This is a genomic window from Pseudomonas sp. SLBN-26, assembly GCF_006715895.1.
In the GTDB taxonomy this organism is placed as follows: Bacteria; Pseudomonadota; Gammaproteobacteria; order Pseudomonadales; family Pseudomonadaceae; genus Metapseudomonas; species Metapseudomonas otitidis.
The window spans coordinates 3,750,644-3,767,303 of sequence record NZ_VFOB01000001.1 but is presented as its reverse complement, the minus strand read 5'-3'; the positions used below and the strand labels follow the sequence as shown (position 1 = coordinate 3,767,303).

The 16,660-nt window shown below is 65.2% G+C and carries 14 protein-coding genes; 3 read left to right on the top strand and 11 right to left on the bottom strand.

Translation table 11 applies throughout. The features are described from left to right. Positions 1-57: 57 nt before the first annotated feature. The 10 genes from FBY21_RS17415 to FBY21_RS17370 form a co-directional block, all read right to left on the bottom strand. Positions 58-1,623, bottom strand: a complete 1,566-nt coding sequence (locus tag FBY21_RS17415; protein WP_044405670.1) for a SpoVR family protein — start codon at positions 1,621-1,623, stop codon at positions 58-60. A gap of 10 nt (positions 1,624-1,633) precedes the next feature. Continuing rightward, the gene (locus FBY21_RS17410; protein WP_044405672.1) at positions 1,634-2,905 is read right to left on the bottom strand and encodes a YeaH/YhbH family protein; all 1,272 of its coding nucleotides are present in this window, start codon (positions 2,903-2,905) and stop codon (positions 1,634-1,636) included. Between the two features lie 92 nt (positions 2,906-2,997). Continuing rightward, positions 2,998-4,920, bottom strand: coding sequence for a PrkA family serine protein kinase (locus tag FBY21_RS17405; RefSeq protein WP_044405674.1), 1,923 nt, complete (start codon positions 4,918-4,920; stop codon positions 2,998-3,000). Positions 4,921-5,194: 274 nt separating this feature from the next. Next, positions 5,195-5,524 carry a thiosulfate sulfurtransferase GlpE gene (gene glpE, locus FBY21_RS17400; RefSeq protein WP_142012554.1) on the bottom strand — a complete coding sequence of 110 codons (330 nt, stop codon included), beginning with the start codon at positions 5,522-5,524 and terminating at the stop codon, positions 5,195-5,197. After that, complete coding sequence (locus tag FBY21_RS17395) at positions 5,517-6,344, bottom strand: symmetrical bis(5'-nucleosyl)-tetraphosphatase (protein WP_044405678.1); 828 nt, start codon at positions 6,342-6,344, stop codon at positions 5,517-5,519. Before FBY21_RS17395 ends, glpE begins: the two co-directional genes overlap by 8 nt. Positions 6,345-6,352: 8 nt before the next feature. Continuing rightward, entirely contained in the window at positions 6,353-6,733 is a 381-nt protein-coding gene (gene apaG, locus FBY21_RS17390; RefSeq protein WP_044405679.1) for a Co2+/Mg2+ efflux protein ApaG, read from the bottom strand. A 39-nt stretch (positions 6,734-6,772) separates the two neighbouring features. Then, entirely contained in the window at positions 6,773-7,576 is an 804-nt protein-coding gene (gene rsmA, locus FBY21_RS17385) for a 16S rRNA (adenine(1518)-N(6)/adenine(1519)-N(6))-dimethyltransferase RsmA (protein ID WP_142012552.1), read from the bottom strand. A 144-nt stretch (positions 7,577-7,720) separates the two neighbouring features. Beyond that, on the bottom strand, positions 7,721-8,719 hold the full coding sequence (pdxA, locus tag FBY21_RS17380; protein ID WP_142012550.1) for a 4-hydroxythreonine-4-phosphate dehydrogenase PdxA: 999 nt from the start codon (positions 8,717-8,719) through the stop codon (positions 7,721-7,723). A 68-nt stretch (positions 8,720-8,787) separates the two neighbouring features. Continuing rightward, complete coding sequence (gene surA / locus FBY21_RS17375) at positions 8,788-10,080, bottom strand: peptidylprolyl isomerase SurA (RefSeq protein ID WP_160479485.1); 1,293 nt, start codon at positions 10,078-10,080, stop codon at positions 8,788-8,790. Further along, on the bottom strand, positions 10,061-12,844 hold the full coding sequence (locus FBY21_RS17370; RefSeq protein WP_142012547.1) for an LPS-assembly protein LptD: 2,784 nt from the start codon (positions 12,842-12,844) through the stop codon (positions 10,061-10,063). The genes surA and FBY21_RS17370 overlap by 20 nt, the downstream gene beginning before the upstream one ends. A gap of 127 nt (positions 12,845-12,971) precedes the next feature. Between FBY21_RS17370 and FBY21_RS17365 the strand changes: the two genes are divergently transcribed. Genes FBY21_RS17365 through FBY21_RS17355 form a run of 3 tightly spaced genes read left to right on the top strand, consistent with a single transcriptional unit; the run spans position 12,972 to position 15,425 of the window. Next, positions 12,972-13,997, top strand: coding sequence for an aminoglycoside phosphotransferase family protein (locus FBY21_RS17365; RefSeq protein ID WP_142012545.1), 1,026 nt, complete (start codon positions 12,972-12,974; stop codon positions 13,995-13,997). Further along, positions 13,994-14,665: an N-acetylmuramate alpha-1-phosphate uridylyltransferase MurU gene (gene murU / locus FBY21_RS17360; RefSeq protein ID WP_142012543.1), complete on the top strand. Its 672-nt coding sequence runs from the start codon at positions 13,994-13,996 to the stop codon at positions 14,663-14,665. Before FBY21_RS17365 ends, murU begins: the two co-directional genes overlap by 4 nt. A 1-nt stretch (position 14,666) precedes the next feature. Beyond that, positions 14,667-15,425, top strand: coding sequence for a TerB family tellurite resistance protein (locus FBY21_RS17355; protein ID WP_142012540.1), 759 nt, complete (start codon positions 14,667-14,669; stop codon positions 15,423-15,425). Here FBY21_RS17355 and FBY21_RS17350 read toward each other — a convergent pair whose 3' ends face one another. Further along, positions 15,426-16,526, bottom strand: coding sequence for an alpha/beta hydrolase family protein (locus FBY21_RS17350; RefSeq protein WP_142012538.1), 1,101 nt, complete (start codon positions 16,524-16,526; stop codon positions 15,426-15,428). Positions 16,527-16,660: the final 134 nt, after the last annotated feature.

Genomic DNA, 16,660 nt, shown 5'->3' with positions numbered 1-16,660 from the left:
GCTCTCCATGGGCGATGGACCGCATGCTCGGGCGCACCCGGGCAGGCGGTCAACCGATCAAATGGGCGGGATGACCAGATCCAGGCGCGGGTACTCGCCGTCTTCGCCCCGTTCACCCTTTGGGGGCATGTGGAAGGTCCCCGTGATGTTGTCGCCGTTGAGTGTTTCCAGGTGGATGTCGAACCCCCACAGGCGGTGCAAGTGGCGCATCACTTCTTCGGTGGATTCGCCGAGCGGTTTGCGGTCGTGCTGCTGGTGGCGCAGCGTGAGCGAGCGGTCACCCCGGCGGTCGACGTTCCAGATCTGTACGTTGGGCTCGCGGTTGCCGAGGTTGTACTGGGCGGCGAGGGTTTCGCGGATGATCCGGTAGCCGGGTTCGTCGTGGATGGCCGGGACCAGCAGTTCGTCCTTCTGGTCGTCGTCGAGGATGCTGAACAGCTTGAAGTCGCGGATCACCTTGGGCGAGAGGAACTGCAGGATGAAGCTCTCGTCCTTGAAGCTCTTCATGGCGAACTTGATGGTGGAGAGCCAGTCGCTGCCGGCGATGTCGGGGAACCAGCGCTTGTCTTCCTCGGTGGGCTCCTCGCAGATGCGGCGGATGTCACGGTACATGGCGAAGCCCAGGGCGTAGGGGTTGATGCCGCTGTAGTAGGGGCTGTCGAAGCTGGGCTGGTAGACCACGCTGGTGTGGGACTGGAGGAACTCCATCATGAAGCCGTCGGTGACCAGGCCTTCGTCGTACAGGTCGTTCATCAGGGTGTAGTGCCAGAAGGTGGCCCAGCCTTCGTTCATCACCTGGGTCTGGCGCTGTGGGTAGAAGTACTGGGCGATCTTGCGCACGATGCGCACGATCTCGCGCTGCCAGGGCTCCAGCAGCGGGGCGTGCTTCTCGATGAAGTAGAGGATGTTCTCCTGGGGTTCGGCCGGGAAGCGGCCCTTGTCCTTGTCGTCGGACTTGCCATGGCCTTTGGGAATGGTGCGCCAGAGGTCGTTGATCTGACGTTGCAGGTGCTCTTCGCGCTCCTTCTGCCGGCGCCGCTCTTCTTCGGCAGAGATGGGGTAGGGGCGCTTGTAGCGGTCCACCCCGTAGTTCATCAGGGCGTGGCAGGAGTCCAACAGATTCTCCACGGCATCGATGCCGTGCCGTTCTTCGCACTGGTTGATGTACTGCTTGGCGAACACCAGGTAGTCGATGATCGAGCTGGCGTCGGTCCAGGTGCGGAACAGGTAGTTGCCCTTGAAGAAGCTGTTGTGGCCATAGCAGGCGTGGGCGATCACCAACGCCTGCATGGTGATGGTGTTCTCCTCCATCAGGTAGGCGATGCAGGGGTCGGAGTTGATCACGATCTCGTAGGCGAGGCCCATCTGGCCGCGGCTGTACGATTTCTCGGTGCTGAGGAAGTGCTTGCCGTAGGACCAGTGGTGATAACCCAGTGGCATGCCCACGGAGGCGTAGGCATCCATCATCTGTTCGGCAGTGATGATCTCGATCTGGTTGGGGTAGGTGTCGAGTGCATAGCGTTCGGCCAGGCGGCCGATCTCGCGGTCATAGGCTCGTATGAGGTCGAAGGTCCACTCCGATCCCGTGGAGATCGGCTGCCTTTTCTTCTCTTTCGCGGTCATGGCGCAGCCCTCAGGTAACCAGCCGGCGCTGGAAGAGTTCGCGGAACACCGGATAGATGTCGGACGCCGAGACGATCTGCTGCTGGGCGAAGGTGTCGGCGAACGCCTCGCACACCTGCTCGTACTCGAACCACAGCGCCTGGTGCTCGCGCGGGGTGATCTCGACATAGGTGTAGTACTGGACGAACGGCATGATCTGCTTGATGAGGATGTCGCGGCAGATGGGTGAGTCGTCGTTCCAGTTGTCGCCGTCCGAGGCCTGGGCGGCGTAGATGTTCCATTCGTTGATGGGATAACGCTCAGCCATGATCTCCTGCATCATCTTGAGCGCGCTGGAGACGATGGTGCCGCCGGTTTCGCGGGAGTAGAAGAACTCTTCTTCGTCCACTTCCTTGGCGCTGGTGTGGTGGCGGATGAACACCACTTCGATCTTGTCGTAGTTCCGCTTGAGGAACAGGTACAGGAGGATGAAGAAGCGCTTGGCGATGTCCTTGGTCGCCTGGGTCATGGAGCCGGAGACGTCCATCAGGCAGAACATAACGGCCTTGGAGCTGGGGTTGGGCTGTTTGACCAGCAGGTTGTACTTGAGGTCGAAGGTGTCGAGGAAGGGCACCCGCTCGATGCGGGCGCGCAGCCGGGCGATCTCGGTTTCCAGCTCCTGGATGTCGCCGAAGTTGTCCGGCTCTTCACGCTTGAGGCGTGCGAGTTCCTCCTTTGCCTCCCGCAGCTTGGCGCGGCTGGAGCCGGAGAGGGCGATGCGCCGGGCATGGGCGGAGCGCAGGGTGCGGACGATGTTGATGCGCGAGGGGTTGCCTTCGTTGCTGATGCCGGCGCGCACGGTCTTGAAGGTGTCGGCACCGGTCAGGTGGCGTTTGACCAGGTTGGGCAGTTCGAGGTCCTCGAACATGAAGTCGAGGAACTCTTCCTGGGTGATCTGGAAGACGAATTCGTCCATCCCGTCGCCCTGGTTACTGGCCTTGCCACTGCCGCGTCCGCCGCCTCCGCCCTGGGGGCGAGGGATGCGTTCACCGGCGGTGAACTCCTTGTTGCCCGGGTGGACGATGGTCTGTCGGCCGCCGCGGCCGTGGTGCAGGACGGGCTCGTCGATGTCGCGGCCGGGGATGCTGATCTGCTCGCCGTGCTCCATGTCGGTGATGGAGCGCCGGCTGACGGCCTCCTCCACGGCCTTCTTGATGTGCTCGCGGTAGCGCCGCAGGAACCGCTGGCGGTTCACGGTGCTCTTGTTCTTGCCGTTCAGGCGTCGGTCGATCACATAGCTCATAGATGCCCCTCCGGGGCAGCGTCAGGCTGCCAACCGCAGACTGCGGCGGGGATCCCCGCACGCAGCGTGCAGCTGATGACTTGCGGCTGCTGTTATTGCGACTTGCGTACCCGCAGGTACCACTCGGACAGCAGGCGGACCTGCTTCTCGGTGTAGCCGCGCTCGACCATGCGCTTGACGAAGTCGTTGTGCTTTTGCTGCTCCTCTTTGCTGCCTTTGGCGTTGAAGCTGATGACCGGCAGGAGGTCCTCGGTGTTGGAGAACATCTTCTTCTCGATGACCACCCGCAGTTTCTCGTAGCTGAGCCAGCTGGGGTTCTTGCCGTTGTTGTTGGCCCGGGCGCGCAGGACGAAGTTGACGATCTCGTTGCGGAAATCCTTCGGGTTGCTGATGCCGGCGGGTTTCTCGATCTTCTCCAGTTCCTCGTTGAGGGCCACGCGGTTGAGGATCTCGCCGGTTTCCGGGTCGCGGTATTCCTGGTCCTGGATCCAGAAGTCCGCGTACAGCACGTAGCGGTCGAAGATGTTCTGGCCGTACTCGCTGTAGGACTCCAGGTAGGCGGTCTGGATTTCCTTGCCGATGAATTCGATGTAGCGCGGTGCCAGGTACTCCTTGATGTAGCGCAGGTAGCGCTCGCGTACCTCTGCGGGGAACTGCTCCTGCTCGATCTGCTGCTCCAGCACGTAGAGCAGGTGCACCGGGTTGGCGGCGATCTCGTGGGGGTCGAAGTTGAAGACCTTGGACAGGATCTTGAAGGCGAAGCGGGTGGACAGGCCATTCATGCCTTCGTCGACGCCCGCCGAGTCACGGTATTCCTGGATCGACTTGGCCTTGGGATCGGTGTCCTTGAGGTTTTCGCCATCGTAGACGCGCATCTTGGAGTAGATATTGGAGTTCTCCGGCTCCTTCAGGCGCGAGAGCACCGAGAACTGGGCGAGCATGCGCAGGGTGTCGGGCGCGCAATGGGCCTTGGCCAGCGAACTGTTGATCAGCAGCTTGTCGTAGATGCGGATCTCGTCGGTGACGCGCAGGCAATAGGGCACCTTGACGATGTAGATCCGGTCGATGAAGGCTTCGTTGTTCTTGTTGTTGCGGAAGCTGTGCCACTCGGATTCGTTGGAGTGGGCCAGCAGGATGCCGCTGTACGGAATCGCCCCCAAGCCTTCGGTGCTGTTGTAGTTGCCCTCCTGGGTGGCGGTGAGCAGCGGGTGCAGCACCTTGATGGGCGCCTTGAACATCTCGACGAATTCCATCAGGCCCTGGTTGGCGCGGCACAGGGCGCCGGAGTAGCTGTAGGCGTCCGCGTCGTTCTGCGGGTACTCCTCCAGCTTGCGGATGTCGACCTTGCCGACCAGGGCGGAGATGTCCTGGTTGTTCTCGTCACCCGGTTCGGTCTTGGCCACGGCGATCTGGTTGAGGATCGACGGGTAGAGCTTCACCACGCGGAACTGGCTGATGTCGCCGCCGAACTCCTGCAGGCGCTTGGTGGCCCAGGGCGACATGATGCTGGAAAGGTAGCGGCGCGGGATGCCGTAGTCCTCTTCGAGGATCGCGCCATCCTCGGCGGCGTTGAACAGGCCCAGCGGGGACTCGAACACCGGAGAGCCCTTGATGGCGTAGAAGGGCACCTTCTCCATCAGCTGCTTGAGCTTCTCGGCCAGGGACGACTTGCCGCCGCCCACCGGACCCAGGAGGTAGAGGATCTGTTTCTTCTCTTCCAGGCCCTGCGCGGCATGGCGGAAGTACGCGACGATCTGGTCGATGCACTCTTCCATGCCATGGAAGTCGGCAAAGGCCGGATAGCGGCGGATCACCTTGTTGGAGAAGATCCGCGACAGGCGTGGATCGGAAGAGGTATCCAACAGCTCGGGCTCGCCGATCGCCATGAGCATGCGCTCTGCGGCGGTGGCGTATGCGCTCCTGTCCTGTTTGCAGAGGTCCAGGTACTCCTGCAGGGAATACTCTTCCTGGCGAGTGGCTTCGAAGCGCTGTTGGAAGTGGCTGAAAATGCTCATTGCGTCACCTCGCTGGATACGGGAGCCGGCGGGATCGGTCACGCGGGTGGGCAGTCGTCCGACGAGTCGGCCGAAGAGAATCCCCCAGTACACCAAATGGTCGCTGCCGATGGCCCGGAACCGGTGTGCCGGCTCTCCTTTTTGGATGGCCTGCCCTAAGAGTAGTTCGGAATCGGCGAGGTCAAGGATGACGGAGTGATAACAGCGTGTTGCCGTTCGTCAGGAAGGTGCGCAAGGCTACGGATGGCGCGGGTTTGCGCCATCCGCAGTTTTTTTACTCTTCGCCGCCTTGTGCTACGTGGGTTGGGTAGGTGGCGCGCCACAGCTCGAAGCCACCGTCGAGGCTGTAGACCTCGGAGAAGCCCTGTCCCACCAGGTAGGCGGCGGCTCCCTGGCTGGAGTTGCCGTGGTAGCAGGCGACGATCAGCGGGGCGTCGAGGTCGGCCTGGGCGATGAAGTCGGCCAGGGAGTAGTTGTCCAGGTGGCGCGAGCCGCTGATGTGGCCCTGCGCGAAGCTCTGCGGATCACGGATGTCGACCACCACGGCGCCTTGTTCGCGCAGGGTCTGGGCCCGCTCCGGCGGGATTCGCTGGAATTCACTCATGTCGGGGCTCCTTGCAGTCACAGCTGATGCGCTGGCCGTTGTCGATGTTCAGCAGGGTCATGGTGCCGCCCCAGACACAGCCGGTGTCGAGGGCATGCAGGCCGGGTTCATTGCATTTGCCCTCGAGGGCTGCCCAGTGGCCGAAGATGATCTTCTGCCCACGGGTCTTGCGGGACGGGTGGGCGAACCAGGGGCGATAGCCGGGCGGTGCGGTGTCCGCGCCCTCCTTGCTCTTGAGGTCGAGGGTGCCGTCTGCCTTGCAGAAGCGCATGCGGGTGAAGTAGTTGGTGATCACCCGCAAGCGGGTGATGCCGTGCAGGTCGCTGTCCCAGCAGGCGGGATCATTGCCGTACATGCCCTCGAGGAACAGCGGCAGGCGCGCGTCATCGAGCAGCGCCTCCTCCACTTCGGCGGCGCGCTTGAGCGCCTTGGCCAGCGTCCACATGGGGGGAATGCCGGCGTGCACCATGGCGATGTCGCGGGCCTCGTCGTAGTGGACGAGCTTCTGCCGGCGCAGCCAGTCCAGTAGGTCCCCGGCGTCGGGAGCTTCGATGATTTCCCGCAGGGTGTCGGACTTCTTCAGCCGCTCGACATTGTGAGCCACGGCCAGCAGGTGCAGGTCGTGGTTGCCGAGCACGCAGGTGACCGAGTCGCGCATGGCAAACAGGAAGCGCAGGGTCTCCAGGGACTTCGGGCCGCGGTTGACCAGATCGCCCACCAGCCAGAGGCGGTCCCGGGCCGGATCGAAGGCGACCCGGTCGAGCAGGCACTTCAGGGGATCCAGGCAGCCCTGCAGATCGCCAACGGCATAGGTCGTCATGGCGGGCCTCAGTGCAGTGCGCCGGGTACGGCCAGGCGGAAGGGGGCGATGGGGGCGTCGAAGTGGTGGCCATCCTCGGCCAGCATCTGATAACTGCCCTGCATGGCGCCCACGCGGGTGGTCATGACCGTACCGCTGGTGTAGACGTGCTGCGCGCCCGGCTCGATCAGCGGCTGCTGCCCCACCACGCCGGCTCCGCGCACTTCCTGCACTTGGCCGTCGCCATCGGTGATGACCCAGTGACGGGAGATCAGTCGGGCGGCCACATCGCCGCTGTTGGCGATGGTGATGGTGTAGGAGAAGGCGTAGCGGCTGTCGTCCGGCTGCGACTGCTCAGGCAGGTAGCGGGTGGTGACGCTGACGTCGATCTGGTAGCGGGGTTCGGACACTGGGTGGGCTCTCTCGCGCAATGAAAAAAGTCTAGGAGCTCAGGCGGTGCCTGTCCTGGCGGCAAGCTGGTCGGCCAGACGGACGAACGCGGCCAGGTCCAGTTGCTCGGGTCGCAGGCTGCCATCCACGCCGGCGGCTTCGATGGATTCGGCGTCCAGCAGGGCCTTCAGGGTGTTGCGCAAGGTCTTGCGGCGCTGGTTGAAGGCTTCGCGAACGATGCGTTCCAGCAGGCGGTGATCCTTGGCCGGATGCGGCAGGGTCTCGTGGGGGACCAGGCGGACGATGGCGGAGTCCACCTTCGGCGGCGGGTTGAAGGCGCCCGGGCCGACGTTGAACAGGTGCTCCACGCGGCAGTGGTACTGGACCATGATCGACAGGCGGCCCCAGTCGCCACCGCCGGGTTCGGCCGCCAGTCGCTCCACCACTTCCTTCTGCAGCATGAAGTGCATGTCACGGATCAGCGGCGCGTTGTCCAGCAGGTGGAAGATCAGCGGGGTGGAAATGTTGTACGGCAGGTTGCCCACGACTCGCAGGGAGCGGGGCTCGGCGCCCAACTGGTTGAAGTCGAACTTCAGGGCATCGCCCTGGTTCAGGCGAAAGCGTGGCTCGGCGCCGAACTTGGCGTTGAGGATGGGGATCAGGTCCAGGTCCAGTTCGATGACGTCCAGTTGCGCGCCACTGCCCAGCAGGCCTTCGGTCAGCGCGCCCTGGCCGGGGCCGATCTCCAGCAGGTGCTCGCCAGGCTTGGCGTGGATCGCACGCAGGATGCGGTGGATGACGCCGGCGTCGTGCAGGAAGTTCTGGCCAAAGCGTTTGCGGGCGCGGTGTTGGTATTCGGACATAGAGAGGCGGCTCCAGGCTTCAAGCTGCAAGCATCAAGCAAGAGCACAAAGCGAAAAAACGAGGTCGCGTAGTTTAAGGCAAAAGCGGCGCTGAGGTGCTGCTCGCCGCTGCCCGGTGGCAATCCGGGCAGCGGCTGGTTGGCATCAAGCGGTGCGTTGGCGGCTGGTGGCCATCTGGTAGGCGGTCTCCAGCGCCACCTGCAGGCTGCCGCCGTCGATGCGGCCAGTGCCGGCAAGGTCCAGGGCGGTGCCATGGTCCACCGAGGTGCGGATGATCGGCAGGCCCAGGGTGACATTCACGGCGGCGCCGAAGCCTTTGTACTTGAGCACGGGCAAGCCCTGGTCGTGGTACATGGCCAGGACTGCGTCGCAGTGCTCCAGGTGCTTGGGGGTGAACAGGGTGTCGGCCGGCAGCGGGCCGACCAGGTCCATGCCCTCGGCGCGCAGGTGCTGCAGGCAGGGCTCGATCACCTCGATCTCTTCCCGTCCCAGGTGGCCGCCTTCCCCTGCGTGGGGGTTGAGGCCGCAGACGAGGATGCGCGGCCGGCTCAGGCCGAACTTGTCCACCAGGTCGGCGTGGAGGATGCGCGTGACCCGTTCCAGGCGCTCCGTCGTGATGGCGGCGGCGACATCCTTCAGCGGCAGGTGAGTGGTGACCAGGGCGACGCGCAGCCCCCGGGTCGCCAGCATCATCACCACCTGCTGGGTGCGGGTGAGGTCGGCGAGGAATTCGGTATGGCCGGAGAAGGCGATGCCGGCGTCGTTGATCACGCCCTTGTGCACCGGGGCGGTGATCATGCCGTCGAACAATCCATCCAGGCAGCCCTGGCCGGCGCGGGTGAGCGTCTGCAGGACATAGGCCGCGTTGGCGGTGTCGAGCTGGCCGGCCGTTGCTTCTGCCCCCAAGGGCGTATCCCAGACGTAGAGCGCTCCCGCGGCAGCGGGGGCGGTGGGTAATCGCTCGGCTGTGACCTCGATGAGATTGATATCGACGCCCAAGGTGCGGGCGCGCTGCTCAAGCAGTTGCCGGCTGGCGATGGCAATCAGCGGATGGGGTTGGGCTTCGCGAGAAAGGAGCAGGCAAAGGTCGGGACCGATACCGGCAGGCTCACCGGGGGTGAGGGCAAAACGCAGGGGGGGCATCAGGAGGGCTCCGGCGGGGAACTCGGGCGCTTATTCTAGCGCTGGCGAGTCCCCGCCGGTGAAGCGGGTCAGAGCTTGGTTTCGACGTAGGCTTCGTCGCGGATCTGACGCAGCCAGGCTTGCAGCTCTTCGTCGTACTTGCGGTTGCGCAGGACGTTGATGGCCTGCTGCTCGCGCATCTGGTCGCTGCTGTCGGTGGCGCGGCGGCCGAGTACTTCGAGCACGTGCCAGCCGTAGGGGCTCTTGAACGGACGGGAGAGCTTGCCGGCCGGGGTGTTTTCCATCACTTCGCGGAACTCGGGCACCAGGGCGTTGGGGTCGATCCAGTTGAGGTCGCCGCCGTTGAGGGCTGAACCCGGGTCCTCGGAGAAGTTCTTCGCCAGTTCGGCAAAGTCTTCCCCGGATTGGATGCGCTCGTAGAGGCGCTCGGCCAGCCGCTTGGTGTCGGCTTCGCTGCGGATTTCGCTGGGCTTGAGCAGGATGTGACGCACATGCACTTCATCGCGAACCTGGCTGCTGCCACCGCGTTTGTCCAGCAGCTTGAGGATCATGAAGCCGCTCGGCGTGCGTACCGGCTCGGTGACCTCGCCCGGTGACAGGGCGCTGATCATGGCATCGAAGGGCGGGGGCAGCTGGGCAGCCTTGCGCCAGCCGATCTCGCCGCCTTCCAAGGCGGTTTCACCGGCAGAGCGGGAGATCGCCAACTGGGCGAAGTCGGCGCCCTGGCGCAGTTGCTGGTAGAGGTCGCGGGCCTGGCGCTCGGCAGCCTGGATGGTGTCCGGGGACGAGCCGTCCGGAACCGGGATCAGGATGTTGGCCAGGTGGAACTCTTCAGACAGCTGCAGCTTGCCCAGGTCGGAGGCCAGGAAGTTCTGCACTTCCTGGTCGGTGACCTGGATGCGCTCGGCCACGCGGCGTTGGCGCACACGGCTGATGACCATCTCGCGACGGACCTGGTCGCGGGCGTCCTGGTAGGACAGGCCATCACGGGCCAGTGCCGAACGGAACTGATCCACGCTCATGCCATTGCGCTGGGCGATGGATTCGATGGCCTGGTTCAGCTCCTCATCGGTGATGCGGATACCGGAGCGGTCGCCGATCTGCAGCTGGATGTTCTCGATGATCAGGCGCTCGAGTACCTGTTGCTGCAGGACGTGCTCCGGGGGGAGCGCTGCGCCGCGCTTGGAAATGGTCTGCTGGACCTCGTGGACGCGCTGGTCCAGCTGGCTCTGCATGACTACGTCGTTGTCGACGATCGCCACTACGCGGTCGAGGGTCTGAACCTCGGCCTGCGCACCGGTCCCGAGGAGCAGGGCGCCCAGCATCAGCGGGCGCAGACAATCAGAAAGCTTGGTCTTCACGTTCACGGTAACCTTGGATGCCGGTGTCGAGGAAACTTTCAACCTTGTTGCCCATGATCCCGCCGAGGCCCTTCAGGACGATCTGCAGGAAGATGCCACGGTCGGCTTTTTCGTTCAGGTCGGGCGACAGGGTGGTTTCGTCGTAGCTGACCCAGTAGCGGTTGATGAGGCGCAGCTTCCAGCAGCAGCTGTCGTACTCGAAGCCCCCGAAGGCTTCCAGCGTGCGGTTGCGGTTGTAGTCGTACTGCCAGCGTGCAATGGCGGCCCACTGCGGCACGATGGGCCAGATGACCGAGGCGTCGTGCTGCTGGATCTTGTAGTAGTCCTTGATCACGTTGCGGGTGACTGGGTCTACGTAGTCGCCACCTTCCTGCCACTGGCCAGTAGTCTGGTTGTAGACCACGGCGTCATTACGGTAGCGATAACCGAAGTTGACCACCTTGTTGACTTCGTCTTCCGGCTGGTAGTGGAACATCAGGTTGCCGGAGCGGGTCTGGCCAGCGTCAGGATCCCAGTTGTACTCGGAACTCAGGCGCCAGTCGCGGTTGAAGCGATACAGGTATTCCATCGCGTAGGGCGAGCTGCTGGCCTGGGCGGAGTTGCGCAGGCGGTAGTCGATACCGGGCAGCTGGACCTTGCGGTCTTCGAAGTAGAAGGCCTGGCCGATGCTGAATCGCTGGCGTTCGAAGCCGTTCGGCTGGATCCAGCGGTTGGTCACGCCCAGGGAGACCTGGTTGGCATCACCGATGCGGTCACGTCCAGTGAAGCGGTTCTCGCGGAACAGCGATGCGTAGTTGAAGCTGCTTTCGCCTGTGTCGAAGACCGGAATGTTGTCCTGCTTCTCTTCGGGTACGTAGAGGTAGAACAGGCGCGGTTCCAAGGTCTGGCGATAGTTGTTGCCGAACAGGGTGGTGTTGCGGTCGAAGTACAGGCCGCTGTCCACGCTGAAGATCGGTACGGTGCGGTCCTGGCTGCTCTTGAAGGTCTGCCCGTCGAGCAGTGTCGACTTGCCTTGGCTATCCAGGTCGATGTCGTACTGGGTGTAGAGGTATTTCACCGAGGGCTTCAGGAAGCCGTAGCTCCAGTCCAGTGGCAGGCTGACACCCGGCTCGACATGGATACGGTTGCCGTCGGCGCGTGCCAGGCCCTGGATACGCGTGTCGTTCCACGGAGTGGCCTGGCCGTTCTCGTCGATGAAGTTGCCGTTGCGCAGGCTGCGTTCGAAGCGCACGAACTCGGTCGAGTAGTCGAACTTCAGGCCGCCCGCATCCACCGGCAACGTGCCATCCAGGGTGAGCTGGGGCAGGCGATTGTACGGGGTGATGTCGGTAACGGTTGCCATTTCATAGGCGTGGGCATTGAGGCGCGCGGTGTAGCTGTCGCCGCGCCAGGTCAGGGTGCCGCGCTGGTTGACGTAGGTGTTACGTTCTACATCAAAGTCAGTAGGCAGGTCCTGGAAGTAGTAGGGGTCGCTGATGTCGGTGTAGTCCACCTCGGCCAGCAGACGGGAGTTCAGGCCGCCGGTGTGTTGCCAGCTGTAGAGCCAGCGCTTGTCCTTATACTCCGACTGCAGCTTGCGGTCGTCGTTCTCGTCGTTCAGGTAGGCGCCACTGACCTGGCCTTCGCTGCTCTGGGTGAGGTAGCGGAATTCGCCGCCCATCATCAAACCGCGCTTGGCCATGTAACGCGGGTACAGCGTCGCGTCGTAGTTGGGGGCGAGGTTGAAGTAGTAGGGCGTCAGCAGGGTGAAACCGGTATCGCTGCCACTGCCGATGCTCGGCGGGAGGAAACCGGACTGGCGACGGTCGTCGATCGGGAAGTAGATGTAGGGGGTGTAGAACACCGGTACATCCTTGACCCGCAGGGTGACGTTGGTCGCGGTGCCGAAACCGGTGGCCGGGTTCAGCTTGATGTTGTTGCCCTTCAGGTTCCAGGCGTTGTCACCCGGCTCGCAGCGGGTGTAGGTGCCGTCCTTCAGGCGGATGATGGCGTCGTCCTGGCGCTTGGCGTAGAGAGCGCTGCCGCGTACGTGTGACTTGTGCAGGACATACTCGGCGTTGTCGATCTTCGCCTCGCCGTTGTCCAGTTGCAGCTCGGCCCGGTCGCCTACTACCAGTGCACCGTTGTCACGCAGGCGGACATTGCCCACCAGCTCGCCGCGGTTCTCGGCCTGGCGCAGGTTGGCCTCATCGGCCTCGACCTGCATGCTGCCCTGGCGCATCACCACGTCACCGGCGAGGGTGGCCACCTGCTGCTCCTGCTCGTAGCGCGAGGCCTTGGCAGAAATGTAGGTGGGCGCATCCGCCTTGGGCGTCTTGTCGTTCATGCCCGGGCGGGTCGGCTCGATGTAGGCGCCTGCGCAGTACGGGCCGGTCTCGGCCAGTTGTGCGGCGGTAAGCTTTTCACGCGGGACCCAGTCGAGGTGGCTGTAGTCGGCACTGCGGGAAGCCAGGGCACGACCACCGGATTCGGTGACCAGCGTCGGCTTGGCTTCTTCGCCGCTGGCTACCTGGCCGTTGCTGCCTGCCTGTGCACTGGCGACACCCACGGTGGAGCTGACGGCGCTCTCGCTGTGTATCGGCCGGGGCGGGAGGTTCGACGCGGAAGCCTTGGGGGTGCAGGCCCAGCCGCCCGTGGTGGACGCCTGGCAGTCAAACTGGTCAGCGGCGACAACGAATGGAGTGGCTACAGGTTGCAGGGCCAGCAGACCGCCGGTGACCAGCAAGGGGAATTTTTTACGAAACGCGGGAGATTTTACTGCCATCTTGTTAGTCCGGGCTTCCTGCGCGCCATCGGCCCGCGGGGGGCCGCACGCCTCTCGATGGGCTGAAAAAGATGCTGGATAATAAAGCATGACCCGCGCAACGGCTAGCGCCGTCGGAGACCTCTCGATGCCCCACCAAGATGTACGGCTTCAACAACTTAGCGTTTGGCTGGAGCAGCAGCTCCCCGTTCTTTTCCAGCGTGAGGGCTGGGGCGAAGTGCCCGCGGCGAGCCTGGCTCCGGCCAGCAGCGACGCCAGCTTCCGTCGTTATTTCCGCTGGCAGGGCGAGGCCCGCACGCTGATCGTGATGGATGCCCCGCCGCCCCAGGAAGACTGCGGCCCCTTCGTCAAGGTCGCCGGTATGCTGGCCGAGGCAGGCCTGCATGTGCCGCGCATCCTCGCGGCCGACCTTGAACAGGGCTTCCTGCTGCTGGACGACCTGGGGCGCCAGACCTACCTGGACGTGATCGACGCCGACAATGCTGATGCCCTGTTCGAGGATGCCCTCCAGGCCCTGATCGCCCTGCAACGCCGCAGCCTCGACGTGCCGATGCCCTGCTACGACGACGCCCTGCTGCGTCGCGAACTGCAGCTGTTCCCCGACTGGTACCTGCAGCGCCACCTCGAAGTGACCCTGGACGCTACCCAGCAGGCGCTCTGGTCGAAGGCCTGCGACCTGCTGGTCGACAGCGCACTGGCGCAGCCCCGTGTGCTGGTGCACCGCGACTACATGCCGCGCAACCTCATGCTCAGCACGCCCAACCCCGGCGTGCTGGATTTCCAGGACGCGGTCTACGGCCCGGTCACCTACGACGTCACCAGCCTGTTCAAGGATGCCTTCCTCAGTTGGCCCGAAGCGCGGGTGCGCGGTTGGCTGGAGCGCTACTGGAACTTTGCCCGCGAGGCCGGCATCCCGGTGCAGCCGCAGCTCGATGACTTCCTCCGCGCCAGCGACCTGATGGGCGTGCAGCGCCACCTCAAGGTCATCGGCATCTTCGCCCGCATCTGCCACCGTGACGGCAAGCCCCGCTACCTGGGCGATGTCCCGCGCTTCTTCTCCTATATAGAAGCCGTGCTGGCGCGCCGGCCCGAGCTCGCGCCCCTGGCCGAGCTGCTGGCCAGCCTGCCCCGTCATGCGGCGGTGCCCGCATGAAGGCGATGATCCTCGCCGCCGGCAAGGGCGAGCGCATGCGGCCGCTCACCCTGCACACGCCCAAACCCCTGGTCCGTGCGGCCGGTGTTCCGCTGATCGAGTACCACCTCAAGGCGCTGGCTGCAGCCGGGTTCGTCGACGTGGTGATCAACCACGCCTGGCTCGGCCAGCAGATCGAAGACCACCTTGGCGACGGCGCGCGGTTCGGCCTGCGCATCCGCTACTCCCCCGAGGACGAGCCGCTGGAAACTGGCGGCGGCATCCATCGGGCGCTGCCGCTCCTGGGCGACGAGCCCTTCCTCGTGGTCAACGGCGACATCTGGACCGACTACGACTTCGCCCGTCTGCGTGCACCGCTCGATGGCCTGGCCCACTTGGTCCTGGTGGACAACCCGGCCCATCACCCGGGTGGCGACTTCCAGCTCCACCAAGGGCGCGTCAGCGATGGCGTGCCCGGTGAGCCGGGGCTGACCTACAGCGGCATCGCCGTGCTCGACCCGCGCCTGTTCGAAGGTTGCCAGCCCGGTGCCTTCAAGCTCGCACCGTTGTTGCGCGACGCCATGGGGCACGCTCAGGTGAGCGGTGAACATCACCCGGGCCACTGGGTGGATGTCGGCACCCTGGAGCGGCTGGCCGAGGTCGAGCGCCTGGTCGAGGCGGAGCGCTGAGATGTTCTGGCCCATGACCCTGCTGGGCGCCGTCGCCGGCATGCTCATCGCCAGCATCCCCGGTGCCTTGCTCGGCGGCCTGCTGGGCCAGGTGGCGGACCGACGCTTCAAGCTCAACTCCTGGTCACGCCTGCTCCAATGGGTACGCCGCCGTGACGAGCATGAGCTGCTGTTCCGCCTCCTCGGTCGCCTGGCCAAGAGTGGGGGGCGGGTTCTCGAGGTGCATATCCAGCAAGCCCGTGCCGAGATGCGTCGCCTCGGCTTGGACGACGCGGCCCAGCGCCGTGCCATCGAAGCCTTCACCCGGGGCAAGAACGGCGAGGGCGACCTGCGCCGGCCCCTGCGCCGCTTGCGCCACCAGCGTGCGGCAGGCGAAGCGCTGCTGCGTGCGTGCTGGCAGATGGCGGCGGCCGATGGGCGCATCGCTCGCCAGGAGCGGGAGCTGATCCTGCAATGGGGGCAATGGCTGGACTGGCCGGCGAACGAAGTGGAATCGCTCAGCGTCGGCTTCGACAAGCCCAGTGGGGCACCCGTGCAGCGGGGCGGGGCCTATCAGGAGGCGCTGGCGCTACTGGGCGTGGGCGCCGACAGCGAGCCTGCGGTCATCAAGCGTGCCTACCGGCGCCTGATCAGCCAGCACCACCCCGACAAGCTCGCCGGCGCGGGTGCCACCCCGCAGCGGGTGCGCGAGGCCACCGAGCGGACCCGCGAGCTGCACAGCGCCTACAACCTCATCCGCGAGCGCCACGGCTTCCGCTGATCAGATGCTCGGCGTCGCCGGCGCTGCCGGTGGCGTGGGGGCCGTGGCGCCGCTACTTGCGGGGCGCTTTGGCGCAGCGCCTTTCAGGTGGCTGTCCAGCCAACCGCGCACGCGCCGTACCAGTTGCTCCTGCTTGGCATCCTGGCTGGCGGACCAGTCCGCCAGCGGCACCTGCACGTAGTCCAGGTGCTTGACCCGCTTGCTCGCCTGCAAGCGCTTCAGCGCCGAAGCGGCAGCGGTGGGCGCCTGCTGGTAATAGAGGTCGCCCACGGCCTGGGGCAGGCGCGGGGCCAGCTCCTCCAGCGGAGGCTCGTAGCCGGCGGGCACTTCGGCCGCCACCATCACCAGATTCTCGACGCCGCTGGACGGCGTATCGGTCAGAAAGCGCGCCGCCCACCAGGCGCCACTGCCGTGTCCCAACAGGACGATGGTGGTGGCCTGTTGTTGGCGGGCAAAGCCGATGGCCGCCTGGATGCGGGCGGAGATGCGCTCGGTCTGGGTCTTGCGTCGCTCCTCGGCCGTCGGCTGTGGCGGCGCCGGGTCGGTGCTGGGCTCCGCCGTGCTGGCCTGCTCCGGCGGGGGGGGCGGATTGGCCGGGTCGGCGCTTTCGGACTTCGGCGGCTCCGCAGGCGTCCCGCCTTCGCTGGCCGCTGGCGGCGGGGTATCCGCCGGCCGCGGTGGCGGCTCATCGCCGGCCGGGTCGGGCAGGGTGAGGCTCAGGGTGTGCCAGCCCACGTCCGGCAGCTTGGTGCGCAGGGGGGCAATCGCCCGGGGCCAGTCCGCAGTTTCGCCATCGCCGGGAATCAGGATCACCACCCCGTTGGGCGTGCCGACGTTGGCCGGTTGCCACAGGGCGAGGAACGGCTCGCTGCCCGCTGTCAGTTGCTGCTGTTCAGCCTGGGGCAGGCGTTGCTCCAGGGCCTTGGCATCCTCCTGGCTACGCTCGTCGAGTGGCGCGCGCTCCACCGGCTTTTCGGCCGGCTGCCCGGTGCCATCGGCCGGAGCGGCGTCGCCTTTCTCGGCGGGTGGGTCTTCAGCCTGGGCGGCGGTGCAGAGCAGGGCCAGGGCGAGGGTCGCAAGGGCGAGCGTGCGGCGGGGCATGGCGGGCGTCCGGGTGGGGCAACAGGCGGAAGCCTATAGGCTGGCTGTTTTTTTGTCAGGCCTGCCTTCGCCTCCAGGGGCGGCGCTGGAGTAAGGTATGTCCGCCCCGATCCCGGGTCGTCGTGGTGTCCCGT